Annotated in this window: 13 protein-coding genes and 1 pseudogene; all 14 read left to right on the top strand. The window is 73.8% G+C overall.

What is annotated here, in order from left to right; all coding sequences use genetic code 11:
- Window positions 1–22 precede the first annotated feature (22 nt).
- The 14 genes and pseudogenes from O7599_RS09775 (at window position 23) to O7599_RS09710 (ending at window position 14,456) form a co-directional block, all read left to right on the top strand.
- Window positions 23–2,833 (top strand): [protein-PII] uridylyltransferase, encoded by a 2,811-nt coding sequence (locus O7599_RS09775; RefSeq protein WP_348652598.1) that lies wholly within the window; start codon window positions 23–25, stop codon window positions 2,831–2,833.
- Between the two features lie 99 nt (window positions 2,834–2,932).
- Entirely contained in the window at window positions 2,933–4,477 is a 1,545-nt protein-coding gene (gene ffh / locus O7599_RS09770; RefSeq protein WP_281621745.1) for a signal recognition particle protein, read from the top strand.
- A 77-nt stretch (window positions 4,478–4,554) separates the two neighbouring features.
- Window positions 4,555–5,982 carry a proline--tRNA ligase gene (gene proS, locus O7599_RS09765; RefSeq protein ID WP_281621744.1) on the top strand — a complete coding sequence of 476 codons (1,428 nt, stop codon included), beginning with the start codon at window positions 4,555–4,557 and terminating at the stop codon, window positions 5,980–5,982.
- A gap of 219 nt (window positions 5,983–6,201) precedes the next feature.
- The gene (locus O7599_RS09760; protein WP_281621743.1) at window positions 6,202–6,792 is read left to right on the top strand and encodes a hypothetical protein; all 591 of its coding nucleotides are present in this window, start codon (window positions 6,202–6,204) and stop codon (window positions 6,790–6,792) included.
- A 369-nt stretch (window positions 6,793–7,161) separates the two neighbouring features.
- Window positions 7,162–7,662, top strand: a complete 501-nt coding sequence (rpsP, locus tag O7599_RS09755; RefSeq protein WP_281621742.1) for a 30S ribosomal protein S16 — start codon at window positions 7,162–7,164, stop codon at window positions 7,660–7,662.
- 2 nt (window positions 7,663–7,664) lie between these two features.
- Window positions 7,665–7,904, top strand: a complete 240-nt coding sequence (locus O7599_RS09750) for an RNA-binding protein (RefSeq protein ID WP_281621741.1) — start codon at window positions 7,665–7,667, stop codon at window positions 7,902–7,904.
- Window positions 7,905–8,070: 166 nt separating this feature from the next.
- Entirely contained in the window at window positions 8,071–8,628 is a 558-nt protein-coding gene (gene rimM, locus O7599_RS09745; RefSeq protein ID WP_281621740.1) for a ribosome maturation factor RimM, read from the top strand.
- The gene (trmD, locus tag O7599_RS09740; RefSeq protein ID WP_281621739.1) at window positions 8,625–9,434 is read left to right on the top strand and encodes a tRNA (guanosine(37)-N1)-methyltransferase TrmD; all 810 of its coding nucleotides are present in this window, start codon (window positions 8,625–8,627) and stop codon (window positions 9,432–9,434) included. Before rimM ends, trmD begins: the two co-directional genes overlap by 4 nt.
- Before the next feature lie 135 nt (window positions 9,435–9,569).
- Complete coding sequence (gene rplS, locus O7599_RS09735) at window positions 9,570–9,917, top strand: 50S ribosomal protein L19 (protein WP_281621738.1); 348 nt, start codon at window positions 9,570–9,572, stop codon at window positions 9,915–9,917.
- A 46-nt stretch (window positions 9,918–9,963) separates the two neighbouring features.
- A complete protein-coding gene (gene lepB, locus O7599_RS09730) occupies window positions 9,964–10,686 on the top strand; it encodes a signal peptidase I (RefSeq protein ID WP_281621737.1) in 723 nt (240 codons plus the stop codon).
- 361 nt (window positions 10,687–11,047) lie between these two features.
- A pseudogene (lepB, locus tag O7599_RS09725) lies at window positions 11,048–12,086 on the top strand (signal peptidase I).
- On the top strand, window positions 12,007–13,104 hold the full coding sequence (lepB, locus tag O7599_RS09720) for a signal peptidase I (protein WP_281621736.1): 1,098 nt from the start codon (window positions 12,007–12,009) through the stop codon (window positions 13,102–13,104). Before lepB (O7599_RS09725) ends, lepB (O7599_RS09720) begins: the two are co-directional and overlap by 80 nt.
- A 282-nt stretch (window positions 13,105–13,386) precedes the next feature.
- Window positions 13,387–14,142: a signal peptidase I gene (gene lepB / locus O7599_RS09715; RefSeq protein WP_281621735.1), complete on the top strand. Its 756-nt coding sequence runs from the start codon at window positions 13,387–13,389 to the stop codon at window positions 14,140–14,142.
- Entirely contained in the window at window positions 14,139–14,456 is a 318-nt protein-coding gene (locus O7599_RS09710; protein ID WP_101421213.1) for a DUF2469 domain-containing protein, read from the top strand. Before lepB (O7599_RS09715) ends, O7599_RS09710 begins: the two co-directional genes overlap by 4 nt.
- The last annotated feature ends 110 nt before the right edge of the window (window positions 14,457–14,566 follow it).

Below are 14,566 nucleotides of genomic sequence, written 5' to 3'. Positions count from 1 at the left end.
ACCAACTGGCGGGAGTACGTGGGTGACGGAGACCGGACACGGGCGCGAGCCCGCACACGGGGGCGGGGAGCCGGAGGAGCGCGCGGCCGGGACGGCGACGGGCGTGCGGCAGGGTCCGCCGCGCGGCCCCGGCGGCGCGGACGCGGCCGGGTTCGTACCGGCGGCGGGCGCGGACGGCGGGCGGCCGGCGGGGGACGCGGCGCACTCCGTACCGCAGCCCGCCGCCGCCGGCGCGGCGGAGGCCGAGGAAGCGTACGCCGCGGCCCGCGTGCGCCTGCTGGGCACCGAGACCGGCGCGGCCCGCAGGACCGCACTGGCACGGGCCACCGACCGCTGGCTCGCGGGCCTGCTGCACGGCGCCACCGCCGTGCACCGGTCCGGCGGACCCGGCGGCTCCGGTGACGCCCGCGGCCCCCGCGGACCCCGCGGCGTGGCCCTCGTCGCCGTCGGGGGCTACGGGCGCGGGGAGTTGTCCCCCCGCAGCGATCTCGACCTGCTTCTCCTCCACGACGGCTCCCTCCGGCCCGCCGCCCTCGCCGCGCTCGCCGACCGGCTCTGGTATCCCGTCTGGGACATGGGCCTGGCCCTCGACCACTCCGTACGCACCCACGCCGAGGCGCTCGGCACCGCCGCCGACGACCTGAAGGTCAGCCTCGGTCTGCTCGACGCCCGGCACGTCGCCGGCGACGCCGCCCTCACCTCCGCCCTGCGCACCGCCGTCTTCGCCGACTGGCGCAACCGCGCGGTCCGCCGGCTCCCCGAGCTGCGCGAGCTGGGCCGGGAGCGCGCCGAGCGCCACGGGGAGCTGCAGTTCCTGCTGGAGCCGGACCTCAAGGAGGCCCGAGGCGGCCTCCGCGACGCCACCGCGCTGCGCGCCGTCGCCGCCTCCTGGCTCGCCGACGCTCCCCGCGAGGGCCTGGACCGCGCCCGCGGCCGGCTCCTCGACACCCGCGACGTGCTGCACCTGACCACCGGCCGCGCCACCGACCGCCTCGCCCTCCAGGAGCAGGACCAGGTCGCCGCCGCCCTCGGCCTGCTCGACGCCGACACCCTGCTGCGCGAGGTCTACGAGGCCGCCCGCACCCTGGCGTACGCCACCGACGTCACCTGGCGCGAGGTCGACCGCGTCCTGCGCGCCCGCGGCGGCCGGCGCGGCGCCGCCCGCCTGCGCAACCTCATCGGCGCCGGCCAGCGCGGCGCCGGCCAGCGCGGCCCCGCCGAGCGCACCCCGCTGGCCGACGGCGTCGTCGAGCAGGACGGCGAGGTCGTCCTCGCCCGTACCGCCCGCCCCGCCCGCGACCCCGTGCTGCCGCTGCGCGCCGCTGCCGCCGCCGCGCAGGCGGGGCTGCCGCTGTCGCTGCACGCCGTCCGGCTGCTGGCCGCGCAGGCGCCGCCGCTGCCCGTACCGTGGCCCGACGAGGCGCGCGAGCAACTGGTGACGCTGCTCGGCGCCGGCGAGGCCACGGTGCCGGTGTGGGAGAGCCTGGAGGCGGAGGGGTTCATCACCCGGCTGCTGCCGGACTGGGAGCGGGTGCGCTGCCGCCCCCAGCGCAACGCCGTGCACCGCTGGACCGTCGACCGCCACCTGGTCGAGACCGCGGTACGGGCCGCCGCGCTCACCCGCCGCGTCGGCCGGCCGGACCTGCTGCTGGTCGCCGCCCTCCTGCACGACATCGGCAAGGGCTGGCCGGACGGCGCGGGCGGGCACAGCGTCACCGGCGAGACCATCGCCCGCGACATGGCCCGCCGCATCGGCTTCCCGCCCGCCGACGTCGACGTCATCGCCGCTCTCGTCCGCCACCACCTGCTGCTCGTCGAGACCGCCACCCGCCGCGACCTGGACGACCCCGCGACCGTACGCCTCGTGGCCGACGCCGTCGGCGGACGCGGCACGCTGGAGCTGCTGCACGCCCTCACCGAGGCCGACGCGCTGGCCACCGGCCCCGCGGCCTGGAGCACCTGGCGGGCCTCGCTGGTCGCCGACCTGGCGAGGCGGGTCGCCGCCGCCCAGAGCGGAGAACCGGCCGCGACGGCGGAGGAGCGGGCCGGGCGGGCGCCGGGGGCGGCGGAGGAGCGGCTGGCGGTCGAGGCGTGGCGTACGGGCGCACCGGCGCTGACGATGCGCGCCAGAAGCGAGGAGCCGCATCCGGCGGCGGAGGCGGAAGGCGCGGCCGGTACGGACCGGGGCGGCGCCCTGCCACTCGGCGTGGAGCTGCTGGTGGCCGTCCCCGAGCGGCCGGACGCGATGGCCGCGCTCGCCGGCGTGCTGGCGCTGCACCGGCTGACCGTACGCACCGCGGAGCTGCGCCCTCTGCGGCTGCCCGCGGGCGTGGCCGACGAGCCGGGGCCGCCGCGGGAGAAGGACCCGGCACGACGGCCCGCCGCTCAGGACCCCGCCGACCCGCACGTCCTCCTCCTCACCTGGCGCGTGGCCGCCGAGTTCGGCTCCCTCCCCGCCGCCGATCGCCTCCGCGCCGACCTCCTGCGCGTCCTCGACGGCACCCTCGACGTCCCCGCCCGTCTCGCCGAGCGGGAGAAGGCGTACCGCCCCCGCCGCCGCGGCACCCCCGCGCCGCCGCCCCGCGTGACCGTCGCGGCCGGCAGCTCCCAGGTGGCCACCGTCATCGAGGTACGCGCCCAGGACGCCCCCGGCCTGCTGCACCGCATCGGCCGCGCGCTGGAGGCGGCCGGGGTGCGGGTGCGCGGCGCGTACGTCAGCACCCTCGGCGCCAACGCCGTCGACGCCTTCTACGTCACCGACCCCGCCGGCCACCCGCTGGCCGACCGCGAGGCCGGCGAACTGGCCGCCCGGCTCCAGTCCGCGCTGGTCTGATCCGGTCCGCCGCGAACCGCCGGTCCGCACGCGCCGCCGGGCGGATACCCTGGAGAGCCGACACCGCCTCACCACCCAAGCCAAGGAATCGCGAACGCCGTGTTCGATACGCTCTCCGACCGCCTAGCAGCGACCTTCAAGACCCTCCGCGGGAAAGGCCGGCTGTCCGAGGCGGACATCGACGCCACCGCGCGGGAGATCCGCGTCGCCCTGCTGGAGGCGGATGTCGCGCTGCCCGTCGTACGGGGCTTCATCAAGCAGGTCAAGGAGCGCGCGCTCGGCGCGGAGGTCTCCCAGGCGCTCAACCCCGCCCAGCAGGTCATCAAGATCGTCAACGAGGAGCTGGTCGGCATCCTCGGCGGCGAGACCCGCCGGCTCCGGTTCGCCAAGACCCCGCCGACCGTGATCATGCTCGCGGGCCTCCAGGGCGCGGGCAAGACGACCCTCGCGGGCAAGCTCGGCAAGTGGCTGGCGGGGCAGGGGCACACGCCCATGCTCGTCGCCGCCGACCTCCAGCGCCCCAACGCCGTCAACCAGTTGCAGGTCGTCGGCGAGCGCGCGTCCGTCGCCGTCTTCGCCCCCGAGCCGGGCAACGGCGTCGGCGACCCGGTCCGGGTCGCGAAGGACTCGATCGCGCACGCCCGCGACAAGCAGCACGACGTGGTGATCGTCGACACCGCGGGCCGCCTCGGCGTCGACGCCGAGATGATGCAGCAGGCCGCCGACATCCGGGACGCGGTCGGCCCGGACGAGATCCTCTTCGTGGTCGACGCGATGATCGGTCAGGACGCCGTCAGCACCGCGGAGGCGTTCCGCGACGGCGTCGGCTTCGACGGCGTCGTGCTCTCCAAGCTCGACGGCGACGCCCGCGGCGGTGCCGCGCTGTCGATCGCGCAGGTCACCGGCAAGCAGATCATGTTCGCCTCCAACGGCGAGAAGCTGGACGACTTCGACGCGTTCCACCCGGACCGCATGGCGTCCCGCATCCTCGGCATGGGCGACATGTTGTCGCTGATCGAGAAGGCGGAGCAGACCTTCAGCCAGCAAGAGGCCGAGAAGATGGCCGCCAAGCTGGCGAAGGGCCCGAAGGAGTTCACGCTCGACGACTTCCTGGCGCAGATGGAGCAGGTCCGCAAGATGGGCTCCATCTCCAAGCTGCTCGGCATGATGCCCGGCATGGGCCAGATGAAGGAGCAGATCAACAACCTCGACGAGCGGGACGTGGACCGTACCGCGGCGATCATCAAGTCGATGACGCCGGGGGAGCGCCACGACCCGATGATCATCAACGGGTCCCGCCGGGCGCGTATCGCGCGCGGCTCGGGCGTCGAGGTCAGCGCGGTGAAGAACCTGGTGGAGCGGTTCTTCGAGGCGCGCAAGATGATGTCGAAGATGGCCCAGGGCGGCGGCATGCCGGGGATGCCGGGCGTGCCCGGGATGCCGGGCGCGGGCGGCGGCAAGCGCAAGGGCAAGCAGCAGAAGAAGGCCAAGGGGCGCCAGCGCAGCGGCAATCCGATGAAGCGGAAGGCCGACGAGCAGGCCGCGGCCGAGCGCCGGGCCGCCGCCGGCAGCCCGTTCGGCGGCGGCGCGGAGCAGTCCCCGCAGGACTTCGAGCTGCCGGAGGAGTTCAAGAAGCTGCTGTGACGGCGGCGGCCGGCGGGCCGCCGGCGTCCTCGTAAACGAGTACCGGCCGCCCGCACCCGGCCCCTACGATCTCCGCCATGGCAAAGGCACCCGTGCTCACTCCCCAGGCGGACGACTTCCCGCGCTGGTACCAGGACGTCATCACCAAGGCCGAGCTGGCCGACAACGGCCCGGTGCGCGGCACGATGGTCATCCGACCGTACGGGTACGGGCTGTGGGAGCGCACGCAGCGGGAGATGGACGACCGGATCAAGGCGGCCGGAGCCGAGAACGCGTACTTCCCGCTCTTCATCCCGCAGTCCTACCTGGCCCGGGAGGCCGACCACGTCGAGGGCTTCGCGCCCGAGCTGGCCGTCGTGACCCACGGCGGCGGCAAGGAGCTGGAGGAGCCGGTCGTGGTCCGGCCCACCTCGGAGACCATCGTCAACGACTACTTCGCCAAGTGGGTGCAGAGCTACCGCGACCTGCCGCTGCTGATCAACCAGTGGGCCAACGTGGTGCGCTGGGAGCTGCGGCCGCGGATGTTCCTGCGGACGACGGAGTTCCTGTGGCAGGAGGGGCACACCGCCCACGCCACGTACGAGGACGCGCGGGACTACGCGGCCCGCATCCAGCGCGAGGTGTACGCCGACTTCATGGTGAACGTGCTGGCGGTCGACGTGCTCCCGGGCCGCAAGACCGCCGCCGAGCGGTTCGCCGGCGCCCTCAACACCCTCACGCTCGAAGCGATGATGCGCGATGGCAAAGCGCTGCAGATGGGCACCAGTCACGAGCTGGGCCAGAACTTCGCGAAGGCGTTCGGCACCCGGTACCTGACCGCGGACGGCACCCGCGAGCACGTGTGGCAGACCTCCTGGGGCTCCACGACCCGCATGGTCGGCGGCATGATCATGGTGCACGGCGACGACGACGGACTGCGCGTCCCGCCCCGGCTCGCGTCCGTACAGGCCGTGGTGGTCGCCGTGAAGGGCGACGAGGCCGTGCTCGCCGCGGTGCGCGAGGCGGGCGACCGGCTGGCCGCCGCCGGGCTACGGGTCCGGGTCGACGACCGCGTCGACGTCCCCTTCGGGCGGCGGGCCGTGGACTGGGAGCTCAAGGGCGTGCCCGTACGGATCGAGATCGGCCCGCGCGACCTGGCCGCCGGCACCGCCACGCTCGTCCGGCGCGTGCCCGGCACCAAGGAGCCGGTGGCGCTCGACGCGCTGCTCGACGAGCGGGCCGCCGCGCTGCCGAAGATTCTCGAAGACGATCAGGAACGGTTGCTGGGCGAGTCACGTCGAATGCGTGAGGAGCGGACGGCGGACGTACGTACGGTCGCGGAGGCGGCCGAGGCGGCGGTGGCCGGCGGCTGGGCCCGTATTCCGTGGGCGGACCTCGGCCCCGTGGGCGAGGCGAAGCTGGCGGAACAGGCCGTGTCGGTGCGCTGTCTGGTCGCGGCGGACGGGTCGGTGCCGGGCGCGGACGACGAGCCCGGTACGCTCGCCGTCGTCGCCCGGGCGTACTGATCGCCGGAGGGGCCGTGAGGCACGGCACGAACGGTGCATGACGGTGCACAAGCGGTTACGTACGGCTTTGTTGTGACCTGATCATTTAAGCGGCAGACCTCCACAGATCAGCACAGGCGCCCCGTCCCAACCGCATCATCGCGAACTGACGGGTAGATGCAAATTATTTGGGATGCCGGGAATCGGAACACCCAAGGCACCCCGCTCGTTAGTCCCGACGTGAGCACGACACCACTTGTACTTGCCGCGGAGCTGGCAGCCGCGTGGGCCGAGATTCAGCGGCACCACCCGGAGTTGCCGGACCTCGCCGCGCCCGAATCACTGATCGGGGAGTCCTCCTCCGCCTGCGGGGCGGAGCTGTCCTTCGAGCGACTCCTGCACGAAGCCGTACACGGCATTGCCGCCGCCCGTGGAGTCAGGGACACCTCCCGGGCCGGCCGCTACCACAACAGACGTTTCCTCTCCATCGCCGAGGAGCTGGGCCTCGACCACCCCGACGAGCCGCACCCCAGCAGCGGGTTCTCCCTGGTCACCCTCACCCCGGCCGCCAAGAAGCGCTATCGCTCGGCCGGCGAGCGCCTGCGCAAGGCGCTGCGGGCTCATGACGCGGCCACCGCCGCCGACAGCCCTCGCAGCTTCCGCGGTCCCGCGGCCCGGCACGGGTCGTCGGGGGGCGGCGTGCGGGTGAAGGCCGTGTGCGACTGCGGGCGGAACGTCCGCGTCGTGCCGTCGGTCCTGGCCCAGGCCCCGATCGTCTGCGGCGGCTGCGGCAAGCCGTTCCGCATTCCGGAGCCCGCCGCCGCGGCCTGACCACCGCCGCCGGACTCCCGACCCTCCGACCTCCCCGATCCCGTTCGCGATCCGGCCGACCGCCGGACCGCCGCCCGGATCGCGGAGGCGGCGCCTGAAGCGGCGTGGGCCGCCCCCTACGGGTACGTCGCGCAGCCGCCCGACCGGCGCGCCCTCGCGGGCCACCGGCGGGCGGTACGAGGCGTGCGCCCGCCCGGACGGGGGCGCCGGGGGCGTCGGGACCGTGTGGCACAATGGTGAGCTGAACTCGACAGCCGCACAGGACCCCTCTCTCCTCCGGCTGGCGCGTCCATCGGGCGCCAGGGCACTGCAACCCCACGCAGCACCTCGGTGGGCCCAATCACGTCAACTCCAGGAGACACCACTCCCGTGGCAGTCAAGATCAAGCTGAAGCGCCTGGGCAAGATCCGGTCGCCGCACTACCGCATCGTCGTCGCCGACTCGCGCACCCGCAGGGACGGCCGGGCCATCGAGGAGATCGGGCTGTACCACCCGGTCCAGAACCCCTCGCGCATCGAGGTCGACTCCGAGCGGGCGCAGTACTGGCTGGGTGTCGGCGCGCAGCCGACCGAGCCCGTGCTCGCCATCCTCAAGGTCACCGGCGACTGGCAGAAGTTCAAGGGGCTGCCGGCGCCCGAGCCGATGAAGGTCCCCGAGCCGAAGGCCGACAAGCGGGCCCTCTTCGAGGCCGCCGCCAAGGACGCCGCCGACGAGCCCAAGGGCGACGCGGTGACCCCCAAGGCGAAGAAGGCCGAGAAGGCCGAGAAGGCCGAGAAGGCCGAGAAGAGCGACAAGGCCGACAAGGCTGAGAAGGCTGACAAGGCTGACAAGGCCGAGAAGAAGGCCGACGCCGAGTCCGCCGAGGCCTGACGATGCTCGAAGAAGCCCTTGAGCACCTGGTGAAGGGCATCGTCGACAACCCCGGCGAGGTCGAGGTCAGTTCGCGCAACCTGCGCCGCGGGCGCGTGCTGGAGGTCCGGGTGCACCCCGAGGACCTCGGCAAGGTCATCGGCCGCAACGGCCGCACGGCCCGCTCCCTGCGCACCGTCGTCGGCGCGCTCGGCGGCCGGGGCATCCGCGTCGACCTCGTCGACGTGGACCAGGTCCGCTGAACCGCCGTCGCGCGGACGGACGGAGCATTCGTCACCGGCACGGGCCGGGGAGGCCGGCAGGCGCCCCGGCCCGTCGCCGTACGCGGACGGCGGGCCGGCCCGTACGCCCGCGGCGGCCCGGCGGGCACCGGGTGACGGCGGACGACGTACGAAGAGGAAGGCAGCCGTGCAACTCGTAGTCGCGCGGATCGGCCGCGCCCACGGGATCAAGGGCGAGGTCACCGTCGAGGTGCGTACCGACGAGCCCGAGCGCCGGCTCGCCCCAGGTGCCGTCCTGACCACGGAACCGGCCGCCGCCGGCCCGCTGACCATCGCCACCGGGCGGGTGCACAGCGGCCGGCTGCTGCTGCGCTTCGAGGGCGTCACCGACCGCACCGCCGCCGAGGCCCTGCGCAACACCCTCCTCGTCGCCGACGTGGACCCCGAGGCGACCCCGGAGGACCCCGAGGAGTTCTACGACCACCAGCTCGCCGACCTCGACGTGGTCCTGCGCGACGGCACGCCCGTGGGCCGCGTCGCGGAGGTGGCGCACCTGCCGTACCAGGACCTGCTGGTCGTCGCCCGCCCGGACGGCGGCGAGGCGCTGATCCCGTTCGTCAGCGAGATCGTGCCCGAGATCGACCTCGACGCGCAGCGCCTCGTCGTCGAGCCGCCGCCGGGGCTGCTGGACGTGGCGGCCGGCGGTTCCCGGGACGGCGGGCGCGGGGGAGAGGGCCCCGCGTGAGGATCGACGTCGTCTCGATCTTCCCCGCGTACCTGGAGCCGCTGCGGCTCTCGCTCCTCGGCAAGGCCATCGAGCGCGGCGTGCTCGACGTCCGCGTCCACGACCTGCGGCAGTGGGCGTTCGACCGGCACAACACCGTGGACGACACCCCGTACGGCGGCGGCCCCGGCATGGTCATGAAGCCCGAGCCGTGGGGCGCGGCCCTGGACGCCGTCGCCGGCTCCGGGCCCGGGGACCCCGTGCTCGTCGTCCCCACCCCCAGCGGCCGGCCCTTCACCCAGGAGCTGGCCGTGGAGCTGGCCGCCGAGCCCTGGCTGGTCTTCGCCCCCGCCCGGTACGAGGGCATCGACCGCCGCCTCGTCGAGGAGTACGCCGGCCGTTACCGCCTGCACGAGGTGTCCATCGGCGACTACGTCCTCGCCGGCGGCGAGGCCCCGGTCCTCGTCATCGCCGAAGCCGTCGTCCGCCTGCTGCCCGGCGTCCTCGGCAACGCCGCCTCCCACCGGGACGACTCCTTCGCCCCCGGCGCCATGGCCGACCTCCTCGAAGGCCCCGTCTACACCAAGCCCCCCGACTGGCGCGGCCGGGCCGTACCCGACATCCTGCTCAGCGGCGACCACGGCCGCATCGCCCGCTGGCGCCGCGACCAGGCCCTGCGCCGCACCGCCGAGGTCCGCCCCGACCTGATCGAACGGGCCGGGCCCGGCGCGTACGACAAGCACGACAGGGCGCTGCTCGCCGAACTCGGCTGGACCGAGGGGCCCGACGGACGATTTTGGCGTACGGGCACCGACGTGGAAGAATAGGCGGCTGCTGCCTGCCGTCCGACGCGGCGCCCCTGCCACAGGGGGACACGACGCCCGTACGACGCTGGAGCACCCTCTGTCCCACTTCGGACTCTTGTCGATGACCTGTGGCATCGGCGAAGAAAGCAGACGGTCATGAACCTTCTCGAAAGCGTCGACGCAGCCTCTCTGCGCGATGACGTCCCGCCCTTCCGCCCCGGCGACACGGTCAACGTGCACGTGCGCGTCATCGAGGGCAACCGCTCCCGTGTCCAGCAGTTCAAGGGTGTCGTCATCCGCCGGCAGGGTTCCGGGGTCCGCGAGTCCTTCACGGTCCGCAAGGTCAGCTTCGGCGTCGGCGTCGAGCGCACCTTCCCCGTGCACACCCCGGTCGTCGAGAAGATCGAGCTCGTGACCCGCGGCCAGGTCCGCCGCGCCAAGCTGTACTACCTGCGCGACCTCCGCGGCAAGGCCGCGAAGATCAAGGAGAAGCGCGAGAGCTGACGCGGCCGGTCCACGCGGGCGAACCGCCATATTAGGCTTCGCTGCGATGGACACTGAGCTGCGGCCCGAGGAGCGCGACGACTCCTCCTCCCCGGAGTCCGGGCGGGAGGAGGCATCGCGCTCCTCTTTTGTTCGTCTGCTGCGCTGGGCCCTTGCGGTCGCGGTCTGCTGCGCCGTCGTCGGGCTCCTCGTCAGCGCCTTCGTCGTCCAGCCGTTCCTGGTGCCGAGCAGTTCCATGGAGCCGGTTCTCCAGCCCGGCGACCGGGTATTGGTCAACAAGCTCGCTTACGCGTTCGGGGACGAACCGAAGCGCGGGGACGTTGTCGTCTTCGACGGCTCCGGAACCTTCGCCGCCGCCGACCACGGCGGGGGACCGGTGCCGGGCCTGCTGCGCAAGGCCGGCGCGGCCACCGGACTTGCGGAGCCCGACGGCACCGACTACGTCAAGCGCGTCATCGGTGTCGGCGGTGACCGGGTGGTCTGCTGCGACGAACGGGGGAGAGTGACGGTGAACGGAGAGCCGCTCGACGAGCGGGAGTACCTGTATCCGGGCGATGCCCCGTCGCTGGTCGAGTTCGACGTCGCCGTGCCGCCGGGCCGGCTGTGGGTGATGGGCGACCACCGCAGCGACTCCCGCGACTCCCGCGACCACCTGGGGTCGCCGGGCGGCGGCACGATCGCGGTGGACAAGGTGATCGGCAGGGCGGACTGGCGGGGGTGGCCGCCGGACCGCATCGGCTCGCTGGGGCGGCCGGCGTATGGGGGGTAGCCACGCGCGTCACGCGGGCGGCGGCGGCCGGGAGGACCGGCGCGGCGCGGGCGGTGGGCGGGGTCGCCGTGGCCCGTACGAGGGCGGCGGCGGGCAGGGCACCGGTGGCGGCTACGGGGGCGGGGATCCCTACGGACACGGGGGCGGCGGGGGGCAGGGCCCCGGCGGCGGGTACGGCGGCCGGGACCCGTACGGACCGGGCGGCGGCCAGTACCGGCCGGGAGGCGGCCAGTACCGGCCGGGCGGCGGGCGCGGTGACGGCCCGTACGGACCGGGAGGCGGGGGCGGCGATCGCCCGTACCGGCCGGGTGGCGGGGGCGGCGAGGACCCGTACGGACCGGGAGGCGGGGGCGGCGACGGCCTGTACCCGCACCGCGGCCCGGGCGACGATCCGTACGAGCCGGGCGGCGGCCGGGGCCCCGCAGACGCACGCGGGCCGGGCGGCGAGCCGGCGCCGCGCACCGGGGGGCGCGCGGAGCGCCGCAAGGCGGCCAAGCGGGCGCGGCGGCGCAGAACCCGCTCGCGGATAAAGGAGATTCCGCTCATCATCGGCGCGGCCATGCTGATCGCGCTGGGCGTCAAGACCTTCCTGCTGCAGGCGTTCGTCATCCCCTCCGGATCCATGGAGCAGACCATCCGCATCGGCGACCGGGTCGTCGTGGACAAACTCACGCCCTGGTTCGGCGCGAAGCCGGAGCGCGGCGACATCGTCGTCTTCAAGGACCCCGGCGGCTGGCTCAGCAACCGGGAGGAGGACCGGCTCGACGACCCGGTGGGCATCGCGCAGGCCAAGGACGTGCTGACGTTCATCGGACTGCTGCCCTCGGAGCACGAGCAGGACCTCATCAAGCGGGTCGTGGCGGTCGGCGGCGACCGGGTGGCCTGCTGCGACGACTCCGGGCGGGTCACGGTCAACGGCAGCGCGCTGGTGGAGCCGTACCTGCACCCCGGCGACAAGCCGTCGCAGCGGACCTTCGACGTGAAGGTGCCGGAGGGCCGGATCTTCGTCATGGGCGACCACCGCTCGAACTCCGCCGACTCGCGCTACCACCTGGACGGTCCGTACCACGGCACGATCGCGGAGGACGACGTCGTCGGCCGGGCGATGGCCATCGCCTGGCCGCTCGGTCACTGGGACAAATTCGACGCACCGGACACGTATGCCTCGGTGCCGGAGTCGGACGCGCGGGCGAATAAGGTGTCCTCGAAAGAAGTGGGCCGAATGGAGCCCCTCCCGACTCCTGCGGAACTCTCGCTCGTTATGGGAGTGGTGGGCCTGCACCTGACCAGGGGCGGGCGGCGGCAAGGTGAGGAGTGGATGTGGGGGACGTGGCAGTCAGTGCCCGGTCCGGTCACGAGGGTCCCGAGGACCGGCCCGGTCAGGGGCAGCAGCCGGCTGACGGCCCTCCTGGCAGCCCTCCGGAGCAGGCGGCCGGCCCGGCGGACACCCCCCCGGACGACGACCGCCGACCCACGCTCGCCAAGGGCGGCGTCCCGCAGGATGCCGCGTCCGGTGCTCCCGGCGGTCCTGCGGCGACGGAAGCGGGAGCGATGAGCGACGGCGGCGGGGACAGCGGCGGCAGCGGGGACGCGGACGGGTCCGGCGGGGCGGGCGCCGGTGGGAAGAGCAGGGCGGGCGGGAAGAAGCAGCGTTCCTTCTGGAAGGAGCTGCCGATCCTCATCCTGGTCGCGCTGGTGCTGGCGCTGATCATCAAGACCTTCCTGGTCCAGGCGTTCTCCATCCCCTCCAACTCCATGCAGAACACCCTGCAGGTCGGCGACCGCGTGCTGGTGGACAAGCTCACGCCGTGGTTCGGCGCCGAGCCGGAGCGCGGCGAGGTCGTCGTCTTCCACGACCCGGGCGGCTGGCTGAACGAGGCGCCGCCGTCGGACTCCGGGCCCGTACTCGAAGGCATCCAGAAGGGGCTGAGCTTCATCGGCCTCATGCCCTCGGCGGAGGAGCAGGACCTCATCAAGCGCGTCATCGCGGTCGGCGGCGACACCGTGGAGTGCAAGGGCGTCGGCCCGGTGAAGGTCAACGGCAAGGCGCTGGACGAGACTTCGTACATCTTCCCCGGTGACACGCCCTGCGAGGACAACGACTTCGGGCCGGTGAAGGTGCCCGAGGGCAAGCTGTGGGTGATGGGCGACCACCGGCAGGACTCGCTCGACTCGCGCTACCACGAGAAGTCGCCGGACAAGGGCTTCGTCGACGAGGACCTGGTCGTCGGGCGGGCCATCGCGCGGGCCTGGCCGATCGACCGCTGGGGCACGCTCCCGGTGCCGGGCACCTTCGACCAGCCGGGGCTGAACGCCGCCGCGGGGGCGGCGCCGGCGGCGCTGGGGCTGATGGGGGCGGTGCCGCTGGTGCTCTGGCGGCGGCGCCGGCTGATCCGCGGGGCGGACCTGAACGACTGAGGTGACCTGCACGACCGCGGCGGGCGGGGCGCTGGCCGCGAGGGCCGGCCGGTGGGCTCGGGCGGTGGGGTCCGCCGGTGCCGGGTGCGGGGGTGCCGGGGGGCGTGGGGCCGTCCGGGTGACGTGCTCGCCGGGGCGCGGTGGCTTCCGTGGCGTACGCGAACTGCCTGACCTGTGCATTCACGCGCCGGAGTGCGGATCGCGGCGGGAGCGGGCGTCGCCGGCCGCGGTGGTTGAGCGGGCGGGCTGACTGCCCGGCGGGCCGCTGGGTAGTGTGCGCCCATGAGCAGCCGAGCAGGTCGCAAGGGGAACGTGCTGTCGGGCCTGGCCGTGGCGGTCGGGTGCGTGCTGTTCCTCGGCGGCTTCGCCTGGGGCGCCGTGGCGTACGTGCCGTACACCGTCCCGACGCCCTCCATGGCGCCCACCGTCGCCTCGGGCGACCGGGTGCTCGCCGAGCGGATCTCGGGCGACGAGGTGCGCCGCGGCGACGTCGTGGTCTTCGAGGACGCGGCGTGGGGCGACCTGCCGATGATCAAGCGGGTCGTCGCGGTCGGCGGGGACACGGTCCGCTGCTGCGACGAGCAGGGGCGGCTGACGATCGGCGGCAAGCCGGTGGCGGAGCCGTACGTCACGGACAGTGAGCGGGCGGCGCAGGAGGGCTTTCCGGCGACCACCGTGCCGGAGGGGATGATCTTCCTGCTCGGCGACCACCGCGGCGACTCCGTCGACTCCCGCAACCACCTGGCCGAATCGGGCGGCGGCGCCATACCCCGCGACGCCGTCAAGGGCCGGGTCGACGCGACGGCGTGGCCGTTCGGCAGCGCGGGCATGCTGGACCGCCCGGACGGCTTCGCGGAGCTTCCCGGCGGGATCTCCGAGGCAGGACCGCTGCGGACGCTGCTGGTCGCGGTCGTCGCGGGGGCTGCGCTGATCCTGGGCGGCGCTGCCTACGGGCCGGTTTCCGGCTATGCCCGGGCCCGTCGCGCCCGGGCGACGCACAATGGGGTCACGCACAGGCGGAAGGGGAACGTGCCATGAGCGCCGAGGACCTCGAGAAGTACGAGACCGAGATGGAGCTGAAGCTCTACCGGGAGTACCGCGACGTCGTCGGCTTGTTCAAATACGTGATCGAGACCGAGCGGCGTTTCTACCTCACCAACGACTACGAGATGCAGGTCCACTCGGTCCAGGGCGAGGTGTTCTTCGAGGTGTCCATGGCGGACGCCTGGGTCTGGGACATGTACCGGCCGGCCCGCTTCGTCAAGCAGGTACGGGTGCTCACGTTCAAGGATGTGAACATCGAGGAGCTGAGCAAGTCCGACCTGGAGATGCCCTCCGACGACCTCGGCTGAGTCCGCTCCCGGCCGTCACCCTCACGGGCGAAGGAGTTGTCCACAACCCGTCGGTTATCCACCGGTTCCGCACCATGATCCACAACTGTTCCCGCGACCCGGCAGAGTCG

The sequence above is a fragment of the Streptomyces sp. WMMC500 genome, assembly GCF_027497195.1.
Classification (GTDB): domain Bacteria; phylum Actinomycetota; class Actinomycetes; order Streptomycetales; family Streptomycetaceae; genus Streptomyces.
This window is presented reverse-complemented; position numbering and strand designations above follow the sequence as displayed.

Bases quoted from the DNA above. Each gene is read 5' to 3' on its own strand.
- proS (WP_281621744.1), top strand. From the start codon at position 4,555: ATGGCAAAGGCACCCGTGCTCACTCCCCAGGCGGACGACTTCCCGCGC.
- O7599_RS09750 (WP_281621741.1), top strand. From the start codon at position 7,665: ATGCTCGAAGAAGCCCTTGAGCACCTGGTGAAGGGCATCGTCGACAAC.
- rplS (WP_281621738.1), top strand. From the start codon at position 9,570: ATGAACCTTCTCGAAAGCGTCGACGCAGCCTCTCTGCGCGATGACGTC.
- lepB (WP_281621737.1), top strand. From the start codon at position 9,964: ATGGACACTGAGCTGCGGCCCGAGGAGCGCGACGACTCCTCCTCCCCG.
- lepB (WP_281621735.1), top strand. From the start codon at position 13,387: ATGAGCAGCCGAGCAGGTCGCAAGGGGAACGTGCTGTCGGGCCTGGCC.
- O7599_RS09710 (WP_101421213.1), top strand. From the start codon at position 14,139: ATGAGCGCCGAGGACCTCGAGAAGTACGAGACCGAGATGGAGCTGAAG.